The organism is Streptococcus sp. HMSC068F04 (assembly GCF_001837455.1).
Taxonomy (GTDB): Bacteria; Bacillota; Bacilli; order Lactobacillales; family Streptococcaceae; genus Streptococcus; species Streptococcus salivarius_D.
On sequence record NZ_KV832507.1, the window covers coordinates 4,962 to 28,419 of the forward strand.

The 23,458-nt window shown below is 41.8% G+C and carries 22 protein-coding genes and 1 pseudogene; 6 read left to right on the forward strand and 17 right to left on the reverse strand.

Features of this window, described 5'->3' with window-relative positions:
* Window positions 1-97: 97 nt before the first annotated feature.
* The 5 genes and pseudogenes from HMPREF2571_RS06770 to parE form a co-directional block, all read right to left on the reverse strand.
* Window positions 98-328 (reverse strand): DUF2969 domain-containing protein, encoded by a 231-nt coding sequence (locus HMPREF2571_RS06770; protein ID WP_045771880.1) that lies wholly within the window; start codon window positions 326-328, stop codon window positions 98-100.
* Window positions 329-446: 118 nt separating this feature from the next.
* Window positions 447-1,478, reverse strand: a pseudogene (locus HMPREF2571_RS06775) (branched-chain amino acid aminotransferase); the annotation flags it as partial.
* A 156-nt stretch (window positions 1,479-1,634) separates the two neighbouring features.
* Window positions 1,635-4,091 carry a DNA topoisomerase IV subunit A gene (parC, locus tag HMPREF2571_RS06780; protein WP_045771882.1) on the reverse strand — a complete coding sequence of 819 codons (2,457 nt, stop codon included), beginning with the start codon at window positions 4,089-4,091 and terminating at the stop codon, window positions 1,635-1,637.
* Between the two features lie 618 nt (window positions 4,092-4,709).
* A complete protein-coding gene (locus tag HMPREF2571_RS06785) occupies window positions 4,710-5,258 on the reverse strand; it encodes a hypothetical protein (protein ID WP_045771883.1) in 549 nt (182 codons plus the stop codon).
* 155 nt (window positions 5,259-5,413) lie between these two features.
* Window positions 5,414-7,363, reverse strand: a complete 1,950-nt coding sequence (gene parE / locus HMPREF2571_RS06790; RefSeq protein WP_013990942.1) for a DNA topoisomerase IV subunit B — start codon at window positions 7,361-7,363, stop codon at window positions 5,414-5,416.
* Between the two features lie 137 nt (window positions 7,364-7,500).
* Here parE and plsY point away from each other — a divergent pair, with 137 nt between their 5' ends.
* Window positions 7,501-8,142: a glycerol-3-phosphate 1-O-acyltransferase PlsY gene (gene plsY, locus HMPREF2571_RS06795; protein ID WP_002886068.1), complete on the forward strand. Its 642-nt coding sequence runs from the start codon at window positions 7,501-7,503 to the stop codon at window positions 8,140-8,142.
* Window positions 8,143-8,259: 117 nt separating this feature from the next.
* Here plsY and HMPREF2571_RS06800 read toward each other — a convergent pair whose 3' ends face one another.
* The 9 genes from HMPREF2571_RS06800 to HMPREF2571_RS06835 all read right to left on the reverse strand — a co-directional run bounded on the left by HMPREF2571_RS06800 (window position 8,260) and on the right by HMPREF2571_RS06835 (window position 15,050).
* On the reverse strand, window positions 8,260-8,637 hold the full coding sequence (locus HMPREF2571_RS06800) for a helix-hairpin-helix domain-containing protein (RefSeq protein WP_002885939.1): 378 nt from the start codon (window positions 8,635-8,637) through the stop codon (window positions 8,260-8,262).
* 74 nt (window positions 8,638-8,711) lie between these two features.
* Entirely contained in the window at window positions 8,712-8,966 is a 255-nt protein-coding gene (locus HMPREF2571_RS06805; protein WP_002886199.1) for a DUF1912 family protein, read from the reverse strand.
* A gap of 112 nt (window positions 8,967-9,078) precedes the next feature.
* Window positions 9,079-10,029 (reverse strand): homocysteine S-methyltransferase, encoded by a 951-nt coding sequence (gene mmuM / locus HMPREF2571_RS06810; RefSeq protein WP_070847502.1) that lies wholly within the window; start codon window positions 10,027-10,029, stop codon window positions 9,079-9,081.
* 11 nt (window positions 10,030-10,040) lie between these two features.
* Complete coding sequence (locus HMPREF2571_RS06815; protein ID WP_070847504.1) at window positions 10,041-11,417, reverse strand: amino acid permease; 1,377 nt, start codon at window positions 11,415-11,417, stop codon at window positions 10,041-10,043.
* Between the two features lie 132 nt (window positions 11,418-11,549).
* Entirely contained in the window at window positions 11,550-12,149 is a 600-nt protein-coding gene (yihA, locus tag HMPREF2571_RS06820) for a ribosome biogenesis GTP-binding protein YihA/YsxC (protein WP_002885996.1), read from the reverse strand.
* 9 nt (window positions 12,150-12,158) lie between these two features.
* Window positions 12,159-13,385 carry an ATP-dependent Clp protease ATP-binding subunit ClpX gene (clpX, locus tag HMPREF2571_RS06825; protein WP_002890340.1) on the reverse strand — a complete coding sequence of 409 codons (1,227 nt, stop codon included), beginning with the start codon at window positions 13,383-13,385 and terminating at the stop codon, window positions 12,159-12,161.
* A 17-nt stretch (window positions 13,386-13,402) separates the two neighbouring features.
* Window positions 13,403-13,573: a hypothetical protein gene (locus tag HMPREF2571_RS10555; protein WP_002886174.1), complete on the reverse strand. Its 171-nt coding sequence runs from the start codon at window positions 13,571-13,573 to the stop codon at window positions 13,403-13,405.
* Window positions 13,574-13,577: 4 nt separating this feature from the next.
* Window positions 13,578-14,081 carry a dihydrofolate reductase gene (locus tag HMPREF2571_RS06830; protein ID WP_045001870.1) on the reverse strand — a complete coding sequence of 168 codons (504 nt, stop codon included), beginning with the start codon at window positions 14,079-14,081 and terminating at the stop codon, window positions 13,578-13,580.
* A gap of 108 nt (window positions 14,082-14,189) precedes the next feature.
* Entirely contained in the window at window positions 14,190-15,050 is an 861-nt protein-coding gene (locus HMPREF2571_RS06835) for a thymidylate synthase (protein WP_014633426.1), read from the reverse strand.
* Window positions 15,051-15,355: 305 nt separating this feature from the next.
* Here HMPREF2571_RS06835 and HMPREF2571_RS06840 point away from each other — a divergent pair, with 305 nt between their 5' ends.
* The 5 genes from HMPREF2571_RS06840 (at window position 15,356) to HMPREF2571_RS06860 (ending at window position 19,331) form a co-directional block, all read left to right on the forward strand.
* Window positions 15,356-16,522: a hydroxymethylglutaryl-CoA synthase gene (locus HMPREF2571_RS06840; protein WP_070847505.1), complete on the forward strand. Its 1,167-nt coding sequence runs from the start codon at window positions 15,356-15,358 to the stop codon at window positions 16,520-16,522.
* 1 nt (window position 16,523) lies between these two features.
* Window positions 16,524-17,795, forward strand: coding sequence for a hydroxymethylglutaryl-CoA reductase, degradative (locus HMPREF2571_RS06845; RefSeq protein WP_070847507.1), 1,272 nt, complete (start codon window positions 16,524-16,526; stop codon window positions 17,793-17,795).
* Between the two features lie 168 nt (window positions 17,796-17,963).
* Window positions 17,964-18,413, forward strand: coding sequence for a DUF1836 domain-containing protein (locus HMPREF2571_RS06850; protein ID WP_002885964.1), 450 nt, complete (start codon window positions 17,964-17,966; stop codon window positions 18,411-18,413).
* Window positions 18,406-19,083 (forward strand): PAQR family membrane homeostasis protein TrhA, encoded by a 678-nt coding sequence (locus HMPREF2571_RS06855; RefSeq protein WP_002886236.1) that lies wholly within the window; start codon window positions 18,406-18,408, stop codon window positions 19,081-19,083. The genes HMPREF2571_RS06850 and HMPREF2571_RS06855 overlap by 8 nt, the downstream gene beginning before the upstream one ends.
* 56 nt (window positions 19,084-19,139) lie before the next feature.
* Window positions 19,140-19,331: a PspC domain-containing protein gene (locus tag HMPREF2571_RS06860; RefSeq protein WP_002886147.1), complete on the forward strand. Its 192-nt coding sequence runs from the start codon at window positions 19,140-19,142 to the stop codon at window positions 19,329-19,331.
* 75 nt (window positions 19,332-19,406) lie between these two features.
* On the opposite strand, the gene HMPREF2571_RS06865 is transcribed toward HMPREF2571_RS06860, so the two are convergent.
* The 3 genes from HMPREF2571_RS06865 to thrS are packed head-to-tail and all read right to left on the reverse strand — an operon-like array spanning window position 19,407 to window position 23,429.
* The gene (locus tag HMPREF2571_RS06865) at window positions 19,407-20,465 is read right to left on the reverse strand and encodes a DUF3114 domain-containing protein (RefSeq protein WP_070847508.1); all 1,059 of its coding nucleotides are present in this window, start codon (window positions 20,463-20,465) and stop codon (window positions 19,407-19,409) included.
* A gap of 29 nt (window positions 20,466-20,494) precedes the next feature.
* Window positions 20,495-21,433 carry an alpha/beta fold hydrolase gene (locus HMPREF2571_RS06870; RefSeq protein WP_070847510.1) on the reverse strand — a complete coding sequence of 313 codons (939 nt, stop codon included), beginning with the start codon at window positions 21,431-21,433 and terminating at the stop codon, window positions 20,495-20,497.
* A 49-nt stretch (window positions 21,434-21,482) separates the two neighbouring features.
* The gene (gene thrS, locus HMPREF2571_RS06875; RefSeq protein WP_002890325.1) at window positions 21,483-23,429 is read right to left on the reverse strand and encodes a threonine--tRNA ligase; all 1,947 of its coding nucleotides are present in this window, start codon (window positions 23,427-23,429) and stop codon (window positions 21,483-21,485) included.
* Between the last annotated feature and the right edge of the window lie 29 nt (window positions 23,430-23,458).

Below are 23,458 nucleotides of genomic sequence, written 5' to 3' on the forward strand. Positions count from 1 at the left end.
TACAGTCCGCCGCGTTTAGCCTCTTCGCTATCTCTCCTTAAGAACAAGAAATAGTATATCACAGTTTCTTGACCAAAGCAAGCCTTTACTTTGGATTTTAATGATTAAGATTGTATGATTCAATAATGGTAGCTACTGCATCATCCATTTTTTTGTGGAAACCTACAACATTTTCCTTGTCAACAACGGCAAACTTACCATCAATTTCCACAATTTGTCCGATGACTTTCTTACCAACAAGAAGTTCAAAACCTTCAATAGTTGCTTTATTGACGACTACTTTAGCATCATTAATTTGGATTTCAATTTTTTTATCTTTTTTACTCATAGACTTATACCCGATCCTTGGCTCGAGCCATCCTTTCTTAATGTATCTTCTTAATTCTACCGAAAAAGAAAAAAGCTTGCAAGAGCAAGCCTTAAAATAATCGTTTATCTATTAAGAATTAGTCAACTTTGACAATCCATCCTTCTGGTGCTTCAACATCACCAAATTGGATACCTGTCAACTCATCATAAAGTTTACGTGTTACAGGACCTACTTCAGTTTCTGAGTAGAAGACATGGAAGTCATCACCATGTTGTACCCCACCAATTGGTGAGATAACGGCAGCTGTACCACAGGCACCTGCTTCGACAAATTTATCCAATTCGGAAATCTTAACATCACCTTGGATAGCTTTCATGCCAAAGCGATTTTCAGCCAAGTAAAGCAATGAGAACTTAGTGATAGATGGCAAGATAGATGGGCTGAGTGGTGTTACGAATTCGTTATCGGCTGTGATACCAAAGAAGTTTGCAGAACCCACTTCTTCAATCTTAGTGTGAGTTGCTGGATCAAGGTAGATCACATCAGAGAAGTTATGGTCATGTGCAATCTTACCTGGCAACATACTTGCTGCGTAGTTACCACCAACTTTAGCAGCACCTGTACCATGTGGCGCAGCACGGTCATAATCATCTTGGATAAGGAAGTTTGTTGGAGCCAAACCACCTTTGAAGTAGTTACCTACTGGCATAGCAAAAATGGTAAAGATATACTCATCTGCTGGATGCACACCAATGATATCACCAACCCCAATCAACAATGGACGGAGATAAAGTGTTGCACCTGTACCATATGGTGGAACATATTCTTCATTTGCACGTACAACTTGTTTACATGCATCTACAAATTTGTCAACAGGAACTTGTGGCATCAAAAGACGCTCCGCAGTACGTTGCAAACGTTTAGCATTTTCATCTGGACGGAACAATTGAATAGAGCCATCTTTAGTACGGTAAGCCTTGAGTCCTTCAAAAGCTTCTTGACCATAGTGAAGGGCTGGAGATGCTTCTGAAATATGCAAAGTCGCATCCTCAGTCAATTGCCCCTCGTCCCATTTACCGTCTTTGTAATATGAGATATAACGGAATGGAAGTTTACGGTAATTAAATCCTAAATTTTCCCAGTCTAAATCAACTGTCATATGTATGTCCTCTTTTCTGTTACTATGTGCTTTCTAGTATAGTCCTTTTCATTGAAAATTTCAAGGTTATGTTGCAAAATTCTGACAATTCTTTTTAAAACACTTATTTTGCCCATCAAAGAAAAAAACTCTGCCCTCTAATAAGAGAACAAAGCTTTCTTATCTTTATCTTTCAATAATCTTGGCAGAAAAGACTTCTTTGTCTGCTAATCCTTCAATGAAACTACCGTTGCTAGTACGGTCTGAAAGATTTAGAAGGGACAAGTCAACCTCTGCCGTTTCGCCTGTTGTTGCTGTTACAAGCAAGGTCTGAGGAATCTCTTCCACTGGTGTTGCTAGAAGATCTATTTCGCCACCAGCATTTTCCGTAAAGACTGGACCCGCAGTGAAGACACGATGTGGTTTCGTCTTAAGCTCACGAAGAACTTGGAGACCTCGACCAGCTCGCTTAGCCTGCGGAATATCTGCTGTAGCTACACGTTTGAGACTAGCTCTTTGTGTCAGAAGGTAGAAACTTTGAGTATTTGCTACAAAAACAGCCTGAACGGTATCATCATCCTTAAGATTGATTGCCTTAACACCTGCTGCCTTGGCACCAACTACTGGCACTTCGTCCGCGTTAAAGCGAAGGGCATAACCTTTTTGAGTGATAATCATAATATCATCCAATTGAATTGGCGTGACTGCGACAATAAAATCACTATCATCCTTGAGTTTAGCGTATTTAACCGACTTAGACTTGTAGGTACGCCATGGCGTAAATTCCTTGCGTTCGAAACGTTTAATCTGACCAAGCTTAGTGGCTGCTAAGTAAGTACCAGCTTCAAAATCATCCAGGATTTCTGCGTAAAGCACTTCTTCATCCTTAGATAAATTGGTGATGGTTTGTGATAGATGTTCACCCAAATCCTTCCAACGAATGTCTGGTAACTCATGAATTGGGCGATAAATCACATTGGCTTGATTAGTGAACATCAAGAGGTGTTGTGTCGTCTTGGCCTGCTGGACAAGAATCAAATCATCGTCATCACGTTTTCCAACTTCGTCAATCGTTGAAGCATTGAAGGAACGTGGGCTGGTACGTTTGACGTAGCCACCACGAGTGATGCTGACATAGGTTTCTTCTTCAACAATCAAACTTGCAGTATCAATTTCAATAGTCTTGGTTTCTGCTTGCAACTCTGAACGACGGTCATTACCAAATTTCTTCTTGATATCACGGAGTTCACGTTTCATGACATTAAACATGGTACGCTCATCACCAATGATAGCAGCCAAGGTCGCAATTTGTTCGCGTAAATCGGCTTCCTCATTTTGGAGCGTGACGATATCCGTATTGGTCAAACGATAAAGTTGCAAGGTCACGATAGCTTCTGCTTGTTCTTCTGAAAAATCATAGCTGACCTTAAGATTTTCCTTAGCATCAGCCTTATTTTCAGAAGCTCGGATAAGAGCGATAACCTCATCCAAAATAGAAATAACACGGATCAAACCTTCGACAATATGAAGACGTTTTTCAGCTTTTTCCTTGTCAAATTTTGAACGAGCAACGATAATATCACGACGGTGGGCAATGTAGCTAGATAAAATCTTTTGCAAGCCAACTTGACGTGGGGTGAAATTATCAATAGCCACCATGTTGAAATTGTAGTTGACCTGAAGATCCGTATATTTCAAAAGGTAGTTAAGAATAGTTTGGCTGTCAGCATCCTTCTTAAGTTCAATAGCAATACGCAACCCTGTACGGTCAGACTCATCACGAACTTCCGCAATACCTGGAACCTTGTTATTGACTCGAACATCATCGATTTTTTTAACAAGAACTGCCTTATTGACATCGTAAGGAATTTCAGTAACGATGATTTGTTCCTTGCCACCTTTGAGTTGTTCAATTTCAGTACGTGAGCGTACAACGACGCGGCCCTTACCAGTTTCGTAGGCCTTACGAATCTCATCCTTGCCCTGAATGATAGCCCCTGTTGGGAAATCTGGACCAGGCAAGAATTCCATCAATTTATCCAGTTTAGCAGAGGGGTGATCAATCATGTAGACAACGGCATCGATGACCTCTGACAGATTATGCGGTGGAATATCTGTGGCATAACCAGCAGAAATCCCTGTAGCCCCATTAACCAAGAGGTTTGGAAAGGCGGCAGGTAATACGGTTGGTTCCTTCTCTGTATCATCAAAGTTCCAAGCCCAAGGAACGGTGTTTTTATCAATATCTTGAAGAAGGTAGCCAGCAATCTCTGACAAGCGAGCCTCTGTATAACGCATAGCCGCTGGTGGATCACCGTCCATAGAACCATTGTTACCGTGCATTTCAACTAAGATTTCACGATTCTTCCAGTCCTGAGACATACGCACCATGGCATCATAAATGGAACTATCGCCATGTGGGTGAAAATTACCCATAATGTTACCCACCGATTTGGCAGATTTACGATAGCCCTTGTCATGGGTATTGCCATCCTTATTCATGGAATAAAGAATACGACGTTGAACGGGTTTCAAACCGTCACGAATGTCAGGAAGCGCACGCTCCTGAATAATGTATTTGGAGTAGCGTCCAAAACGCTCCCCCATGATGTCCTCAAGGGACATGTTTTGAATATTAGACATAAGATTTCTCTTTATTTTTTAGTTTAAGTAATGATTTGAAATAATGTGAAAGACAAATAGTAACTTTCCTACCTCACTGCCACGCCTCACAATGTCTTTCCTTGATTTTGCAACTGTAGAAGAATGGTTTTAACCTTCCTAATTTCTATTTCACCAATCACAAATTGAACGATTGTACTTATCGCAATTAAAATGAAGAATACACAAGATAGTGTCAATGAAGTAGAAAGTTCACCAAAGAATAAGATAAAGTTTATGAGGGTTAAACAAGTCATTATAGAGGCGTTGATTACGAGAACAGTAGCTAATGGGATACGAAATAATCTATAATGATAGATACTTTTTAAAAGTGATGTGATACTACAAGCAACACTTAAGGGAGTAAAAACATACACATTATAGAAGACAAATAACAAACCCGAGTAGGTTCTATCTGAGAATGGATTATCTATCAAAGATAGAAGGAAGGTTACCACTACTAGTATAGGCAGAAGCAAAAAACGTGTTTTTATTGGTCGCTTTTTATAAACACTTAAATAAGCTATTGCCACTCCACAAACAGGGAGGACTACTTGAGGATAATACAGTATGAAACTTAATACCTTAGATAACATAGGTCTACCTCACATTGTCTTTTCCTGACTCAGCCATATAATCTTTATTTTTTTCGTTTTCCTTTCTTCCTATTATAGTTTGAGCAATACCACTTGCCGCTAGGAGGATAAAAATAAGGTACATGGATGAATTTGGGAGAAATTCCAAAGCCCCTTGTAAGAAAAGTAGGTTGAGGAAAGCCAGTAATGTGGCGAAAAAACTATTAATCGCTAATAAGATTGAATAATTGGTTTGAAAGCGTGTTAAATGTAGAAGACTCTTTATAAAAGCTATTAGTGAGAATGGTACATAAAACACTGAAAAGACCATCAGGTAGTAAAAAACAAATAATAAGCCTGAGTATGGACTACCCAAATAATAATAGAGGGGGTTATCCAGCACGAAGATTATGAGGGAGACTATAGATAAGAGAAAGAGGATCAAAAAGCGTGTTTTTATAGGACGTATACCATAAAAAAATAAGTATATAGCAGAAACAATAACCATAAGAATAATAGCCGGAATAGCTACATCTGCATGGTAAGCTAGGTAATCGATAACATTAAAATCCATTTTTCTACCTCCATTGATTTCTAGTCAATGACACTGCAAATAGTTAATAAACGATGTAGAAAATAATCAACTTGTTTCTTTATAATCCCAAGTTTCTATTGATTGTAAACGCTCTCCCTAGTTCTATCTTATTACATTCCCTTCTGGCCTGCAACTTAAAATGCGCCACTTTCTTCCAAGGTAAATTTAACGTTATCTTCAATCCATTGACGGCGTGGTGCTGCCTTATCTCCCATAAGGACTGAGACGCGACGTTCGGCACGCGCTAGGTCGTCAATCGTCACTCGGATAAGGGTTCTTGTCTCTGGATCCATGGTTGTTTCCCAAAGCTGGTCAGCATTCATCTCACCAAGCCCCTTGTAACGTTGGAGAATAGCTCCACGACCAAATTTTTGACGAAGTTCCTCAAGTTCCCCGTCCGTCCAAGCATATTCGACAACTTCTTTCTTACCTTTTCCTTTAGACATCTTGTAAAGAGGAGGCAAAGCGATATAAACGTGTCCTGCTTCAACCAGTGGACGCATATAACGATAGAAGAAAGTAAGTAGCAAGGTCTGGATGTGAGCCCCATCAGTATCGGCATCGGTCATGATGATAATCTTGTCGTAGTTGATATCGTCAAGGTTAAAATCAGCTCCAACACCTGCACCAATGGTGTAAATCATGGTATTGATTTCTTCATTTTTAAGAATGTCAGCCATTTTGGCTTTCTCAGTGTTGAGCACCTTACCTCGAAGAGGCAGGATAGCCTGGAATTTACGATCACGGCCTTGTTTGGCTGATCCACCAGCAGAATCCCCTTCGACTAGATAGAGTTCATTTTTCTTAGCATTTTTAGACTGGGCTGGCGTCAGTTTCCCTGATAAGAGCCCCTTGTCTTTTTTATTTTTCTTACCATTTCGACTAGCATCACGCGCTTTTCTAGCAGCTTCACGGGCATCACGGGCCTTGATAGCCTTACGCACCAAGTTAGAAGCCAGATCCCCATTTTCCATAAGGAAGTAAGTCAAATGCTCTGAAACAATACTATCAACAATCGGACGAGCTAAAGGAGATCCCAGTTTGTCCTTGGTTTGTCCTTCAAACTGAAGGTGTTCTTCAGGAACCAAAAGCGAGATAACTGCTGATAAACCTTCACGGTAATCTGACCCTTCGAGGTTCTTATCCTTTTCTTTGAGAAGACCCGTCTTACGCGCATAATCGTTAAGAGCCTTGGTAATGGCAGACTTGAAGCCTGTTTCGTGGGTGCCTCCGTCCTTAGTACGGACATTATTGACAAAGGAAAGGATATTGTCAGAGTAACCGTCATTATACTGAAGGGCTAATTCCAAGTGAAATTCTTGTTGATCTCCATCAATATAGATAACTGGTGTCAACGTTTCCTTGTCCTCATTCAGGTATGACACGAAGTCTTGAACCCCATTTTCATAGTGGAATTCTTCACGAACTTCTTCTTCGCCACGCAAGTCAGTCAATGTCATAGTGACATTCTTAAGAAGAAAGGCTGATTCTTTGAGACGCTCTGAGATAGTGTTAAATTTAAAGTCAGTTGTTGAAAAGATGCTCGCATCAGGCATAAAGGTAACTTTTGTACCTGTCTTAGACTTAGGCGCTTTACCAATCTTTTCAAGCCCTGTTACAGGGTGACCACCATTTTCAAAACGTTGGCGATAAACACTACCGTCACGGGTAATTTCTACCTCAAGCCAACTAGACAGCGCATTAACAACTGAGGAACCCACACCGTGAAGACCTCCAGAAGTCTTATAACCACCCTGTCCAAATTTACCACCAGCGTGGAGAACAGTGAAAATAACTTCAACTGTTGGTTTACCCATGGCATGCATACCTGTCGGCATCCCACGTCCAGAGTCAGAAACAGAAACGGAACCATCCTTATTTAGGGTAACAGCGATAACATCACCAAAACCAGAAAGAGCTTCATCGACCGCATTGTCGACAATCTCCCAAACGAGGTGGTGAAGTCCTGTTCCATCTGTTGAGCCAATGTACATTCCAGGGCGCTTGCGAACCGCATCCAACCCTTCTAGTACCTGAATGGCATCATCATTATAATTATTTACATTAATTTCTTTTTTAGCCAAGAGTGACCTCCAAAATTTTCATCCTTATTATTTTATAAGTTTTCAGAAGAATTTGCAAAAGAAATCAAGAAAGTCCAAAAGATATCTTAAGGCTGACTGACTTTGTCAATTACTAGGCTGTATGCTATAATTATCTCATGAAAATCTTATTGTTAATCCTAATCGCCTACTTGCTAGGTTCCATTCAGACCGGCCTCTGGATTGGGAAACTATTCTTCCATATCAATCTTCGTGAGCATGGCTCTGGAAATACTGGAACAACCAATACCTTTCGTGTTCTAGGTAAGACTGCTGGTACCATCACCTTCTTGGTGGATATGTTCAAGGGTACCTTGGCTGTTCTTCTTCCTATCTGGCTTGGTGTTACAGAGGTTTCACCTCTAGTCATTGGTTTCTTTGCCATTATCGGACATGTTTTTCCAATCTTTGCTGGATTTAAAGGTGGGAAGGCCGTTGCGACAAGTGCCGGGGTGCTTCTTGGTTTCGCCCCACTCTACTGTGTCTTCCTACTCTTGGTCTTTGCCCTAACACTCTATCTAACCAGCATGATCTCATTTTCTAGTGTCACTGCTGCAATTGTTGGACTGATTACCTTGGCTGTGTTTCCAGCCATCCACTTCTTGCTAGATGGCTATGACCTTATTTTCACTGGGGTCCTTACCATCATGGCTTTGATTATTATCTTCCGCCACACTGAAAATATGGGGCGAATCCGTAGGCATCAAGAAAACTTGGTACCTTTTGGACTTAATTTAACCAAACAAAATCCAAATAAATAATACAGATCTATCAACCACTAGCAAAAAGCTAGTGGTTTTCTTGTTCTCCTAATCAAACAATGCTTCCCAAGTCAAAGAATAAAGATCCGAAGTCTACACCTCGGATCTTTTTTAGGCTTAAGCTTTAAAGCTGACACCATTTTCTTTCAATTTTTTAACTGTCGCAGGTCCCACACCCTTGAGTGCAAGAACTTCTTCTTCAGTCACAGTAGCAAAAGCCTCTGCTGAAGTCAAACCTTCATTGTAAAGAGTCTCTACAAGGTTTGAACGAAGACCTTCAACTTCTGGAAGTTCTGCAAAAGCTTCAAGACTAAGGTCTTTTGCTGCTACTTCTTCCTTAGCAACTGTCTTAGTTTCAGCAACAGGTTGTGGTGCTACTGGTGGCACTGGTGGAACAGGCGCAACTGGTGGAACAGGGGCTTTAACATTATTGAAAAGTCCTTGTTTTTTCAAACGGTGTTTAAAAGCTTTCTTTTTATTTTTTACTTTAGCCATGTTTAGTATTCTCCTATTTTAATTGACGACATCTTTCCATAAAGTGCTGTCATCATTTTCTTTTTCATCCTCTATTAATAGTGACGTTCCCCGAACAAGCCATCTGGCATATCATGGAAACCTTTGCCAGCACGATAGTTGGCAAACTTGCCAATTAGGAAATTGTAAGCATCCAATTTGGCTTCATAGCGATAACTTGCATCACGTGCACGCTCATCGCCATCTTCTTCCCAGATTTTCTTGCTAGCGGCCAAGGCCGTTTCGTTTACTTTTACTTGGGTAACAACCCAGGCTTCGAAGTCTTTTAGAAATTCTTGTTCGTAGGTCATATTTTCCTCTTCATTTTAAAAACCAGCTTAACGCTGGCTTCATTTTCTACTAATAGTGTGTAGAGCTCATAGCCTTACAGTCTCCTATTATAACAAATAATTAGAAATTTGACTAGGTTCTAAACTCTGCATATAAGGCTTTAATATCATTTGGACGTGTGCGGCAGCAACCACCTAAAATCTTCACCCCAAACTGAGTATGCCAATCTTTGCTGTGTTCGACTAAGGTCAGAGCATCCTTATCCTTAGGTTTCCAAGTCTGCGTGCTACCATCATAAACCTCACCTGAGTTGGGGTAAGTAATGAGGGCTTTTCCAGCATTTTTAAGAATAGCAAGAGCCTGATTATAGAGCAGAGGCGAACTACAGTTGATTCCTAGAGCCAAGATTTGGTCTGACTGGCCAACAAGCTGGGCAATCTCATCTAGAGAAGTCCCATCACTGATAGTGCCTGGTTCTTGGACTGTAAAACTGATATAAGCTTCTGCTTCTGGAAATTCTTCAGCCAGAAGTTCAGTCAAAGCTTGTGCTTCCAGATGATTAGGAATAGTTTCCAAAGCCAATAAATCGACACCATGATCTAGGAGAATTTGAATGCGAGGGCGATGAAACTCCTTAAGTTCCTTGATGGTAATCTGACCATAATCACCAGTGTACTCAGAACCATTGGCCAAATAGGCTGCGTAAGGACCGACATCACCAGAGATCAATGGATAAGGACGCTTAGCCTTCTCACTGTCATCCAAAGTTGCCCAGACCTTATCGCGTGCATCCTTTGCCAACTGAACTGTCAAGGCAATAATCTGCACCGCTTCTTTCTCAGTAAGTCCAGCATCTATCAAGCCTGGCAAGGTTGCCTGATAAGACGATGTGGTAATCAAGTCAGCCCCAGCAGCTACATAGGTTTCGTGGATTTTTTGAATAACTTCTGGCTTTTCAAGCAGGTACTTGGCTGACCAGAGTTTGCCAGAAATATCATAACCCAAGCTCTCCATCTCTGTTCCCAAAGCCCCATGAAGAATGAGGGGAGATTTATTCTCTAGATAGTCTTTAAATATTGCCATACAAGGCCTCCTTACCATTTTTTAAAGCGAAGGTAGTGATAGAGGTAGCAGAAAATCATGAAAGGAATACCGAAGTAAAGTCCCGCACGTTGTGAACTATCCCAGGCAATCCCAAGCACAGAAATGGCCAAGAGAACGATTGTGATATAAGGTAGAATTGGATTAAACGGTGTCTTGTAATCTAACTCATCATCAGAATGCTCTAAATTCCACTGTTTACGGAAGTTGATTTGTGCCATAGGAATAGAGAGCCAGACAACAACAACTGCAAATCCAGCAATCGATACCAAAGCTAGGTAAACTGTGTCTGCTGCATAGATACTTGAAAAGAGCGATAAAACTGCTCCTGCCATAGAAATCAAAAGGGCTGTCATTGGAACACCATGCCTATTAATTTTCACTAGCTTTTTATTGAGCATCCCCTCATTGGCCAAAGACCACAGCATACGGCTTGACGCATAAAGTCCTGAATTTCCAGCGGAAAGGATAGCTGTCAAGATAACAAAGTTCATGATGTCCGCCGCAAATGGAATTCCCATCTTGTCAAAGACATCAACGAAAGGTGCTGAGGAAACTCCTGCTTCTTTCATGGGAAGAAGCGAGGCCAAGACCACAATGGTCAAGACAAAGAAGATAACCAAGCGTCCAATCGTTGTTTTAATAGCTCGTGGAACAGCCTCTTTAGGATTGTCTGTCTCACCAGCTGCAATACCGATTAACTCTGTTCCCGAAAAGGCGTAGTTAACCGCCAACATGACTGACACAATGGCAAGTCCACCATTTGGAAAGAGACCGTTGGCCGTCAAGTGCTTGAACATAATAGCCTCACGGTGACCGTCAAAACTGACCAAACCAAACATAGCCCCCAGACCCAGGATGATAAAGACCAGGATAGCAATGACTTTTATTGACGAGAAGAAAGATTCTGCTTCCGCAAATGACCTCACACTCAGAGCATTAATCCCAAAAATCACCAGTGCAAAGAAGGCTGCGAACATCCAGGCTGGTACCGATGGAAACCAACGTTGCATCAGCATGGCTGCCCCCAGAAATTCTGTTCCCAAGGCAACCGTCCAACAAATCCAATAAAGCCAAGCTACCGTAAAGCCGGTTCCCGGACTGATAAATTTAGTAGCATAGGTGTGAAAGGACCCCGTTACTGGCATGGCAACTGCTAACTCACCCAATGAAAGCATGACCAAGTAAACAACAATAGCACCCACAAGATAAGATAGGATAGCTCCAAGGGGTCCTGCTTGTGCTATCGTATAGCCTGAACTCAAGAAGAGACCAGTACCAATGACACCACCCAGCGATAGCATAAAGAGGTGTCGAGAAGTCATCTTCCGTTGGAACTGACCCTCATTTTCATAATTAAGGTTTTCCATAGATTCCTCCAATATATGTGATAAAACAAGCTTATCACAATATCATCCCCTTGGATAATAAGTGGAAACTATCAAAGAGATAGTTAAAGACTATCACAACAAGAAAAAAACTCGGATTGCTCCGAGCTTTTCTTACAATTCTGCCAAAATCGTATCCCATGCTTCATCATAACCGTCACGTGTGACAGATGAAAAGACGATGAAATGGTCATTTTTATCAAAATTGAGTTTTTTCTTAATAATAGATTCGTGCTTGTTCCATTTTCCGCGAGGAATCTTGTCAGCCTTAGTCGCTACAACGATAACTGGAATTTCATAATACTTAAGAAATTCATACATTTGGATATCGTCTTGAGTTGGCTCATGTCGGAGGTCTACCAAGCTAACAACCACACGAAGATTGTCTCGAGTCACGAGGTACTCCTCAATCATTTTCCCCCATTTGGCACGTTCTTTTTTGGACACACGGGCATAACCGTAACCTGGCACATCCACAAAGCGTAGCTTGTCGTCAATATTGTAGAAATTAAGCAACTGGGTTTTCCCTGGTTTCCCAGAAGTACGTGCTAGGTTTTTACGACCAAGAAGGGTATTGATAAAGCTTGATTTACCAACATTCGAGCGTCCTGCTAGAGCAACCTCAGGGAGGTCATCTTGGGGATAGTGACTCTTATTTGCCGCACTGAGCAAAATCTCAGCATTGTGCGTATTTAGGACTTGTTCTTCAGCCATAGGTCCTCCTTACGCTGTTTCCAAAACTGGAGCAGCTGTACCGTCAACGGCTTCTTTGGTAATACGAACCTTAGTCACATCTTCCTGGCTAGGAATTTCAAACATGACATCCATCATGACTTCTTCAATGATAGAGCGAAGCCCACGCGCACCAGTCTTACGTTCAATCGCCTTACTTGCAATAGCTTCAAGAGCATCTTGGTCAAACTCAAGTTCAACCCCATCATAAGACAAAAGGGTTTGGTACTGTTTAACCAAGGCATTTCTAGGTTCTGTCAAAATACGAACCAAGTCGTCAACCGTTAACTGTTCAAGGGCCGCAAGGACTGGCAAACGTCCGATAAACTCAGGGATAAGACCAAATTTTTGGATATCTTCAGCCACAATTTCCTGCATGTATGATGAGTCATCATCAATCGCCTTATTATTTTGACCAAAACCAATGATTTTCTCACCAAGACGTTGCTTAACGATATCTTCGATACCATCAAAAGCACCACCCACGATAAAGAGAATATTCTTCGTATCAATTTGAATCATCTCTTGGTTAGGGTGTTTACGACCACCTTGAGGTGGAACGCTAGCTACTGTTCCTTCGATAATCTTCAAGAGGGCTTGTTGAACCCCTTCACCAGAAACGTCACGAGTGATTGATACGTTTTCACCTTTTTTAGCAATCTTATCAATCTCGTCGACATAGATGATGCCACGTTCCGCACGTTCAATATTGAAGTCTGCCGCTTGGATCAGTTTGAGGAGGATATTTTCCACGTCCTCACCCACATAACCTGCCTCAGTCAATGATGTCGCATCCGCAATCGCGAAAGGAACATTCAAGCTACGAGCCAAGGTCTGAGCCAAGAAAGTCTTCCCTGAACCAGTTGGTCCAATCATGAGAATATTTGATTTTTGCAAATCAACATCATTGTCTTCACGACTTTCTGTGAAGTTGATACGTTTATAGTGGTTGTAAACAGCTACCGCCAAGGCACGTTTAGCACGGTCTTGCCCCACGACATAATTGTTCAAAATATCCAAAAGTTCTTTTGGCTTTGGTGTTTCAGCCAAGTCAGCCAAAACTTCTTCTGCCATTTCCTCACGAATGATTTCTTGTGACAAGGCCACACATTCGTTACAGATAAAGACGCCATTGCCGGCAATAATTTTCTTTACTTCTTCTTGGTTTTTGCCACAAAATGAACAATAAACCATTTCTTCATTACGATTTCCAGCCATTTATTCCTCACTCTTTTCTAAAATAGGGTGCCATAGAAGGCGTGAATAGTATTGACAAGGTTGGTAAAAGCATTTAAAAAGAGAAAAACTGCTAACCCATAACGTTTCTTGCGAAAGGCAGGAATGGCAGAGAGCACACAAAGTACCCCCAATAATGCAGTAAATAACCCAAAAACACTACGTTGCATGAACCTAGTCTCCTTCTTTTTCATAGCGACTTATGATAAAGTCGTAGGCATTTTTATCATCCTTGGCCACACGTTCGTGTGATACCTCTTTAAATGCCGTCATATCTAGTTGTGGAAAATACGTGTCTCCCTCTAAATCAGCCTCAATAGTTGTCTTGATGAGTGCATCATAATGTCCATCAAAAGCCTTGTAGACACCAGCACCACCAGCAATATAGAGATCCTTATCTTGCTGTTCAAACCAGGCTAGGGCTTCCTCAACACTCGTAACGGTCGTTACACCCTCACAGTCGAAGTCCTCGTCTCGTGTCAAAATCAAGGTTTCACGTCCTGGCAGGCAACGACGGTTCATGCCATCAAAGGTCACACGCCCCATGAGAATTGCTGAGCCCATGGTCGTTTTCTTGAAATGTGCCAGTTCAGCAGGCAAATGCCAAGGCATGGTGTGATTCTTCCCAATAACATGGTTACGAGCTTCCGCCCAAATAGCAATGAGTTGTTTAGACAAAGTATTTCCTTTTCTTTTTAAGTTTACAATCCATTCTAACAAAAAAAGAGAAAAAGAGCTTGGAAAAAACTTTGCCAGCTCTTTATGGACTTAAATTATCAACGTTTATTAAATTGCTAAGTCAAATTTGAGTTGAGGCTTAACAGGATCATAGTCAACCAATTCAAAATCTTCCGGTTTGATATCAAAGAAATTAGTTCCATCAGGAATATTGAGGACTAAACGTGGTTGGCAATCAGATGGCTGACGTTTGAGAAGTTCTTCAGCTTGCTCAAATTGATTGTCATAGATATGGAGGTTGTTGATGAAATAAAAGAATTTACCAACTTTCCAACCAAAGTGCTTGGCAATCATCATCTGAAGAGCCACATACTGCATGGCATTAATATGATGAGCCACCAACATATCGTTAGAGCGTTGCGTCAAAGTGGCGTCCAAATAAATGTCCTCACCCACACGACGAACATCAAACATGGTTTGGAAAGCACAAGGCTGAAGTCCTGCTGTCTCCTCGAAGGCCTCGTAATCCCAAAGGGAGATGACATTGCGACGATTCCATGGATTAGCCTCCAACTGAGCCAGCAAACGGTTAATGATATCGTGCTTCTTAACGACCGCCCCATAACGCTGACCAATTGAACGCTTGTCCCCATTATTGGCAGGCACGCCTTCAACTTCCCAATCATTCCAATAATGCACATTATACTTGTCTTCAAGGACATCTAGGCTGTTTGTCTGGTCTTGATAAATCCAAAACACTTCTTTGATAGCAGATTTGATAGCGATAGGACGAAGAGTGGTAATTGGAAACTCTCCCTTGCTCAAGTCATATTCTGCAAAAGCTCCAGTGATGTATTTGGAATTGGCTGTCGTACCATCCTTATATTTAGGACGTGCTTGCTCTGACCAAACGCCTTCTTCCATGATTTTAGTGATATTTTCTTTAAAAATAGTGTCTGCTTTTGTCATGATTTTCCTCTTTATTCAATGTCACATTTAACGCTCGCAACATATATAGAAACAACTTTACTTCTCTAACATAGCTAGAAAACTACTAGAGTGCCACTTCAATTTTACCTTATTCTGGTGTAAATGAGAAATATAAGCTATGGAATAGCAAAAGTAAGTCGTGTAAAATCCCCCAGTTCCTATCAAAAAATGAGATATAACTAACTATCAAAGTTTTTTCAAGGCGAAAGCGCTCTTTTATGGTAAAATCACTATAGATTAGTATCTTCTGGATACTCTACAATGAAGAAAAAAGGAAACATCATATGTCTATTGGAATTGATAAGATTGGTTTTGCGACCAGTCAATATGTTCTAAACATGGCTGATCTCGCTCTTGCCCGTGGGGCGGAGCCTGAAAAATTCAGCAAGGGGCTGATGCTTGATGCAACCAGTATTACGCCGATTACAGAAGATATCGTGACGCTTGCCTCTGATGCGGCGGCTGATATTTTAAATGACGACGACAAAAAAGCTATCGATATGGTCATCGTGGCTACTGAGTCTTCCATTGACCAGTCCAAGGCTGCTGCTGTCTATGTTCACAGTCTTTTAGGTATTCAGCCTTTTGCCCGTTCTTTTGAAATGAAGGAAGCTTGTTACGCTGCAACAGCCGGACTTAACTATGCTAAGTTGCATGTGGCAACTCACCCAGATAGCAAAGTTCTGGTTATCGCTAGTGATATTGCCCGCTATGGTGTCGGATCTTCTGGGGAGTCAACTCAGGGAGCTGGTGCTGTAGCTATGCTAGTCAGTCAGAATCCACGTATTTTGGAACTTGCTGATGATAATGTGGCTCAAACTCGTGATGTCATGGACTTCTGGCGTCCAAACTACAGTTCAACGCCTTATGTTCAAGGCATCTATTCAACCAAGCAGTACCTTGACAGTTTGAAGACAACTTGGGCAGCTTATCAAGAACGCCATCAGGCTGACTTTGCTGATTTTGCCGCTTTTTGTCTCCATCTTCCTTATCCTAAGCTAGCTCTTAAGGGACTTAACAAGATTATTCCAAAAGATTTGAATCCAGAGAACAAAGAGCGTCTGACAAACAACTTCGATGCTTCAATTACCTATAGTCGTCAAATTGGGAATATCTATACAGGGTCACTCTATCTTGGACTTCTTTCTTTGCTTGAACAGTCGCAAGACCTTAAAGCTGGAGATAAGATTGGCTTCTTCTCTTACGGTTCTGGAGCTGTTTCTGAAATTTTCTCAGGACGTCTGGTTGAAGGTTACAAAGACCTGCTTCGTTCGGACCGCCTAGATACCTTTGCCAAACGTGAACAATTAAGCGTTGCTGATTATGAAAAACTTTTCTATGAAGAGACTCAGTTGGATGACACAGGCTCTACTCATTTCGCTGATTACCAAACCGGAGCTTTCCGTTTAGCCGAAATCTCTGAACACCAACGTATCTATAAAGGAAATTAATATGACAAAACTCTTTTGGACTGGTTTTTCCAAGAAGACACCGCAAGAACGTAAAGAGCATTTGAAAACGAATGCTCTTTTGTCTCAGGAAAATCAAAATCTTCTGGATAAGGACCAACAACTTACCCTTGAAACAGCCAATCAAATGGCTGAAAATGTCATTGGTCGATTCACACTTCCCTTTGCCATTTGCCCAGATGTATTGGTAGATGGTGTGACTTATCAGGTTCCCATGGTTACCGAAGAACCTTCAGTTGTGGCTGCTGCTTCCTACGCTAGCAAGCTCATTAAGCGTTCTGGTGGTTTCACGACTACGATTCATGACCGTCAGATGATTGGCCAAGTTGCCCTCTTTGACGTTCCTGATAAGGATGATGCTTCAAGAAAAATTCAAGCAGCCAGTCAGGACCTTATAGAGATTGCCAAAGAGGCTCATCCTTCTATTGTTAAGCGTGGGGGTGGCCCTCGCAAGCTCTGGACTGAGACGAAAGGAGACTTCCTCATTGTCTATCTAGCCGTTGATACCCAAGAAGCCATGGGAGCCAATATGGTCAACACCATGATGGAAGCTCTGGTACCAGAGTTGGAAAACCTGTCAAAAGGTCAAAGCCTCATGGCTATTCTCTCAAATCTAGCCACTGAGAGTCTTGTGACAGCGACTTGTCGTCTTAGCACGCGCTTCCTCAGTCGAAATAAGGAAGAGGCACATGACCTAGCCAAGAAAATGGAGATGGCTAGCCAACTGGCTCAGGTCGATCCTTACCGAGCAGCTACCCATAATAAGGGAATTTTCAATGGTATCGATGCCCTAGTTATCGCAACCGGAAATGATTGGCGAGCAGTTGAGGCCGGTAGTCATGCCTTTGCTAGCAAGGATGGTAGCTACCGTGGTCTGTCCACATGGACTTATGACCAGGAAGCTAAGGAACTAGTTGGAGAATTAACCCTCCCCATGCCAATCGCAACCCGTGGAGGTTCAATTGGACTTAACCCTAGTGCTTCTATCGCCCATGATTTGCTTAATCATACAGATGCTAAAACACTAGCCAGTATCATCGTCTCTCTTGGTTTGGCACAAAATCTGGCTGCTCTGAAAGCCCTGACTTCAACAGGAATCCAAGCAGGACATATGAAACTCCAAGCCAAATCTCTGGCCTTGTTAGCTGGGGCTATTCCTGAAGAAATGCCTCAGGTTTTGGCTGAACTTCTCAAGGCCAAACATATGAACCAAGAAACTGCACAAGCAATTTTGGAGAAACTCAGAACCCCATAAGAAGTGATTCAAAAGCATAAAAAATCACTCTGCCTTATCACATAAAAAATAAAGATGTTGAAAATATTATTTCAACATCTTTTTCATATCTCAAAAGTTCTGACTTGACTTGAATTTCTATAATGTTATAATCTAGTTATGAAAACTAGATAAAGAGGTTTTTATAATTTGACAACACAACAATACCCTCTCTGGGAAGAATTACCAGAGATTGAACTCTATTTGGATCAGGTTTTGCTCTATGTCAACCAGGTCACCCAAAGCACTCTGGGACCAAACGACAAGGGGCTAACCGCCTCTATGGTCAATAATTATGTCAAACACGGCCATGTCGCAAAACCCATCAAGAAAAAATATAATGCTGCTCAGGTAGCTAGACTTATTGTCATCACTAGTCTAAAGACCGTCTTTGAGATTTCTGAGATTGCTAAAACCTTAGAAATCCTACGAACAGATGCTGAAAGTCAAAAGAGCTACTATAATGACTTTGTAGCCTGTATGAATGGTCAGTTTCCACAAGAAGCTCCGCAAGTCATACTCTCAGCCTGTCAGACGCTTCAATGTTACCGAGCTACCCATCAACTTTTGAACGACCTTGAAGGAGGAAATAATGTCTAATACTGCTACTTTTAATACTTCTCCCAACCTCAAACTCAGTAAAAAACTTAGCTTTGGTGAGGAAGTGGCAAACAGCGTGACACACGCCGTCGGAGCTGTGGCCATGCTGGTCTTACTGCCAATTACTGCTGTTCATGCCAACAACGGCTACGGCATGACTGCTGCTGTCGGGATGTCTGTTTTCGTTATCAGCCTATTCCTCATGTTTTTGAGCTCAGCCATCTACCATGCTATGGATTACAACTCACCCCACAAGATGGTTCTAAGAATTATTGACCACAGCATGATTTATATCGCCATTGCTGGAAGCTACACCCCTGTTGCCCTCTCATTGGTTGGCGGTTGGCTAGGCTATAGCATCATCATCCTTCAATGGGGAACAACCATTTTTGGCATTCTCTACAAAATCTTTGCTAAAAAAATCAATGAAAAGTTCTCCCTCTTCCTCTATCTGATGATGGGATGGTTGGTTATCTTCATTATTCCAGCTATCGTCACCAAGACAGGGCCAGCCTTTTGGGGACTTATGCTTGCCGGAGGATTGTCATACACGGTTGGGGCAGCTTTTTATGCTAAGAAAAAACCATACTTCCACATGATTTGGCACCTCTTCATCATGCTAGCTTCGGCTCTGCAATATCTGGGTATCGTCTACTTCATGCTTCCTTAAGCTAATACTAGACTTCAAGGTGTTATGGTATAATAAGGCATACGGAGGTAAATCATATGAAAAAAGAACTCAGACGAGATCCAAACAACAAAATCATTGCCGGTGTTTGTTCTGGTATCGCTAAATATCTTGACATCGACCCTGTCATTATTCGCCTCATTTGGGCTGCAGCGATTTTCTTATTCGGAACAGGCTTTCTTTTCTACATCATTTGCTGGATTATTATCCCAGAAGAAAGCAAGTGGTAAGTTATCATTGAATATACAAAAAAGTGATACAGACCTAAATTTCTTACCATTTAGGTCCATATCACTTTCTTTTTTTTATTTTCTCAAGCGGAAAATCAAATAGCTGACATTAACAAGGAGTAAAACACTCCAAAGAATGAGAAAGGGAATATTTCCTCGGACAGCATTGTGCCAAATACCTAGGGCGTATAAGGCCATAAAGACTAGTGAGCCTAGAACTGCTGTTCCCTTATTGTTTTGTGGTTGTTTAGACATATGAACCTCCTTTGATTGCTTGGTCTGATCCGGTTTAAAGCCATAAACCAGAGCGAGAAAAAGTCTGGCTTGGCGTTTGACATCATTTGCCAAAGACCTATGAGACTGGGCATAGATGCCTTTTGGATTGTAGAAAGATTTATCAAACTGTTCAGGCGCTTGCTGTCCCCAACGTTTTTTCAATTTGTTGGGTGAACGAAAACCCTTGGTCATCTGATTACGAAAATCAGGGTCATGTGGTTGGACCGGCTCCACATCCAATTGCCAGTGGCGCTTGAAATTACCGTAGTTGAAACTAGCACCATTAACCACCCCACTTTCAGTCACCTGCTCCGCATCGACCTCATTGAGAAAATTCCCCTGACTATCCAGAATAAACTCAATCCGATTATAGAGAAGAATTTTCAAATTAACACTTGGAATCCCATCAGGATAAACCGCCTTGCCATCACAGATAGAAACCTTCTGGTGCAAACGTCCCTGATCAAACATGGTGAAAGGCTTCCATCTCAGATAGACAGCCAAAGCTTCTTTATCTGTCATCCCTGGCTTTTTATAATGCGTCCGCACATACTGGGCCTGTTGACTAGAAATCAGGTATCGTAGCTGATGGATTTGTCGCTCTATAGAAACATTCTTAGACAAACTATCATCAGGAAAAGCCAGATCTACCAATTTCACGACATCCTTCCAGAAGGAATCATGCGGTGCTAAGTCAGAATCGAAATAAGATAAAAGGTGTTGGGTTTCTTCAAGCTCTCCCGATAAGTCCTCTGGCATCTCTATATAAGCTAGCAATAGCTTTAGCACTTGCAATGGTTGGTAGTCCCTTTGCCAGTTCTTCCATAAGTGTCGAAAGGCTTTTGAACCAATGAGCATCACATCTCTCCTCAATAACATACGTAAATTTAATCAGTCGTCTCTTTGATGAACTCCTCTATCTTCTCGGACACCTCTTTGGTCTGATAGTGATAAAGATAATGCGGAGAATCATAAAAAGTCACTTCGATATTTTTCTGGTCCTTTGCAAAGCTAGTCGCATAATGCCGCCAGTCCTCCTGGCTAAAACCTGTACCCTCACCATTCGAGACCATCAGTAAGGTTGGAATATGTGAATCAATGCTAGAAGTAACCTTTTTCGCATTTTCCTTAACAGACAGGCTCTCATTTAACATAGCCTTTGACAATATTTGACGATAGGCTATCCGTTGATAGAGGCGGCGGTCACTACTACTTAGATTGGCATTAGGCACATATAAGCGACTCGGTAAATACCTTAATAGGCCTAATTGACTTCCCCACCGAGCCATACGTAAAATCTGGGGATGCATTTTCAAATGGGAATAACTTTCAGGTAGGGCCCAATCTAAACCAATGATAGCTTTCACTTCACTAGGGTATTTTTCCTGCCACAGAAGTGTCTCTAAGGAGGCCATCGAATGGGAGAGGATAATATAAGGACCTGATACATGGGCCTTGGCTAGGGCTTGTCGTGTCTCTGAAAGAACCTCAGAAACATCTCGGGACTTAGATGTGTCCTCACTGTAACCATAGCCAGCCCTTTCAACAACGACTATCTTATACTGCTTCGAAAGCCCATCATACAAGTCTTTAAAATCTAGAATGGGAGAGGCTGTTCCAGCACCAGAAAGAAAAACTAGAGTTTGTGGCCCCTCCCCCTTTACAAAGACGCTCATGTCATGGCCATTAACAGACACCATTTGCCCCATAGGGTTGAGAGAAGCCTTCTCTCTTTGCAAGGATAATCTGTGATAAGTAAAGCTAGACAGTAACAAGAGCAGGACTGCTCCCAGCAGAAATAAAAGTCTTTTCCTAAAAACGTGCATGCTTTATCCTACTAAAGAGTCAGCTAGCTTAGCTAACCGACTTTCTGATTTATTCGGCATCTGGGCGTGATTTGCGAGCAATATCAGCAAGGATATTTTCTACAAATTCTGACACAGCTTCAGTGTGTGTTTGTTTTTGTCCATAGCGACGAACGTTAACAGTTCCGTCTTCCATTTCCTTATCACCAACAATCAATTGGTAAGGGATTTTTTGTGTTTGAGACGCACGAATCTTGTATTGCATTTTCTCGTTACGTTCATCCACTTCAACACGGATACCACGGTCACGAAGTTGTTTAGCAACTTCCCAAGCGTAATCTGTGTGGGCTTCATTTGAAACTGGAATAACAGTCACTTGTTGAGGTGCCAACCAAGTTGGGAAGGCTCCTTTATAGTTTTCAATAAGGATAGCTGTAAAGCGTTCCATTGTTGAAATAACCCCACGGTGAATCATAACTGGACGGTGTTCTTCCCCATCAGCTCCGATGTATTTAAGGTCAAAGCGTTCTGGAAGCAAGAAGTCCAATTGGATAGTAGAAAGTGTTTCTTCATTACCAAGGGCAGTCTTCACTTGGATATCAAGTTTTGGACCGTAGAAGGCAGCTTCACCTTCTGCTTCAAAGTAGTCGAGTTCCATGTCATCCATGGCTGATTTCAACATGCTTTGAGCATTTTCCCACATTTCGTCATTGTCGAAGTATTTGTGAGTATCTTTAGGGTCGCGGTATGACAAACGGAAACGATAGTCAGTCAAGTTGAAATCTTCGTATACGTCGATGATCAATTGAAGCGTACGTTGGAACTCATCTTTGATTTGTTCAGGTGTTACGAAAGTATGACCATCATTAAGTGACATTTCACGCACACGTTGAAGTCCTGTAAGGGCACCTGATTTTTCATAACGGTGCATCATACCAATTTCAGCGATACGGATAGGCAATTCGCGGTAAGAATGCACATGGTGTTTGTAAACTTCGATGTGGTGAGGACAGTTCATTGGACGAAGAACAAAGGCTTCACCATCTCCCATATCCATTGTTGGGAACATATCTTCACGGTAGTGATCCCAGTGACCTGAAGTTTTATAAAGTTCTACAGAAGCAATTGGTGGAGTGTAGACGTGTTGGTATCCTGCTGCTACTTCCTTATCAACAATGTAGCGTTCCAAGACACGACGGATTGTCGCACCATTTGGCAACCAGAATGGAAGACCTTGACCAACCTCTTGAGAAATCATGAACAAATCAAGTTCTTTACCAAGTTTACGGTGGTCACGTTCTTTAGCTTCTTCAAGACGTTTAAGGTAAGCCTTGAGATCTTTTTTATCGAACCAAGCTGTACCGTAGATACGTTGCATCATAGCATTATCGCTATTTCCACGCCAGTAAGCACCTGCAACATTCAAAAGATGGAAGACTTGGATACGACCAGTTGATGGTACGTGTGGGCCACGGCAAAGGTCAACGTACTCACCTTGACGGTAGATAGTCAAACCACCTTCGTCTTCTGAGTGCTCTTCAATCAATTCCAATTTATATGGGTCATTTTTGAAGATTTCACGCGCTTCGTCTTTAGTCACTTCTTCACGGATTGATGGGAAGTTTTCTTTAACGATTTTCTTCATTTCTTCTTCGATACGAGGAAGGTCTTCGTTAGAAATTTGACCAGCTTCATTGTCAGTATCGTAGTAGAAACCATCTTCGATGGCTGGACCAACACCCAAATGAATATCTGGGAAAAGGCGACGAGCTGCTTGGGCAAACAAGTGAGCCGCTGAGTGACGCAAGATTGGAAGAGCGTCTTCGTGATCAGGTGTCACGATTTCGATGCTTCCATCTTCAGTGATAGCACGAGTTGTGTCAATCAATTTGCCGTTAAATTTACCAGCAAGAGCTTTCTTAGCCAAAGAGTTGCTGATAGATTGTGCAATTTCAAAAGTTGTAACGCCAGATTCGAATTCACGAACAGCGCCATCTGGGAAAGTAATGTTAATCATAATTAAGATGTCAGAGCCCTAAAGGATGA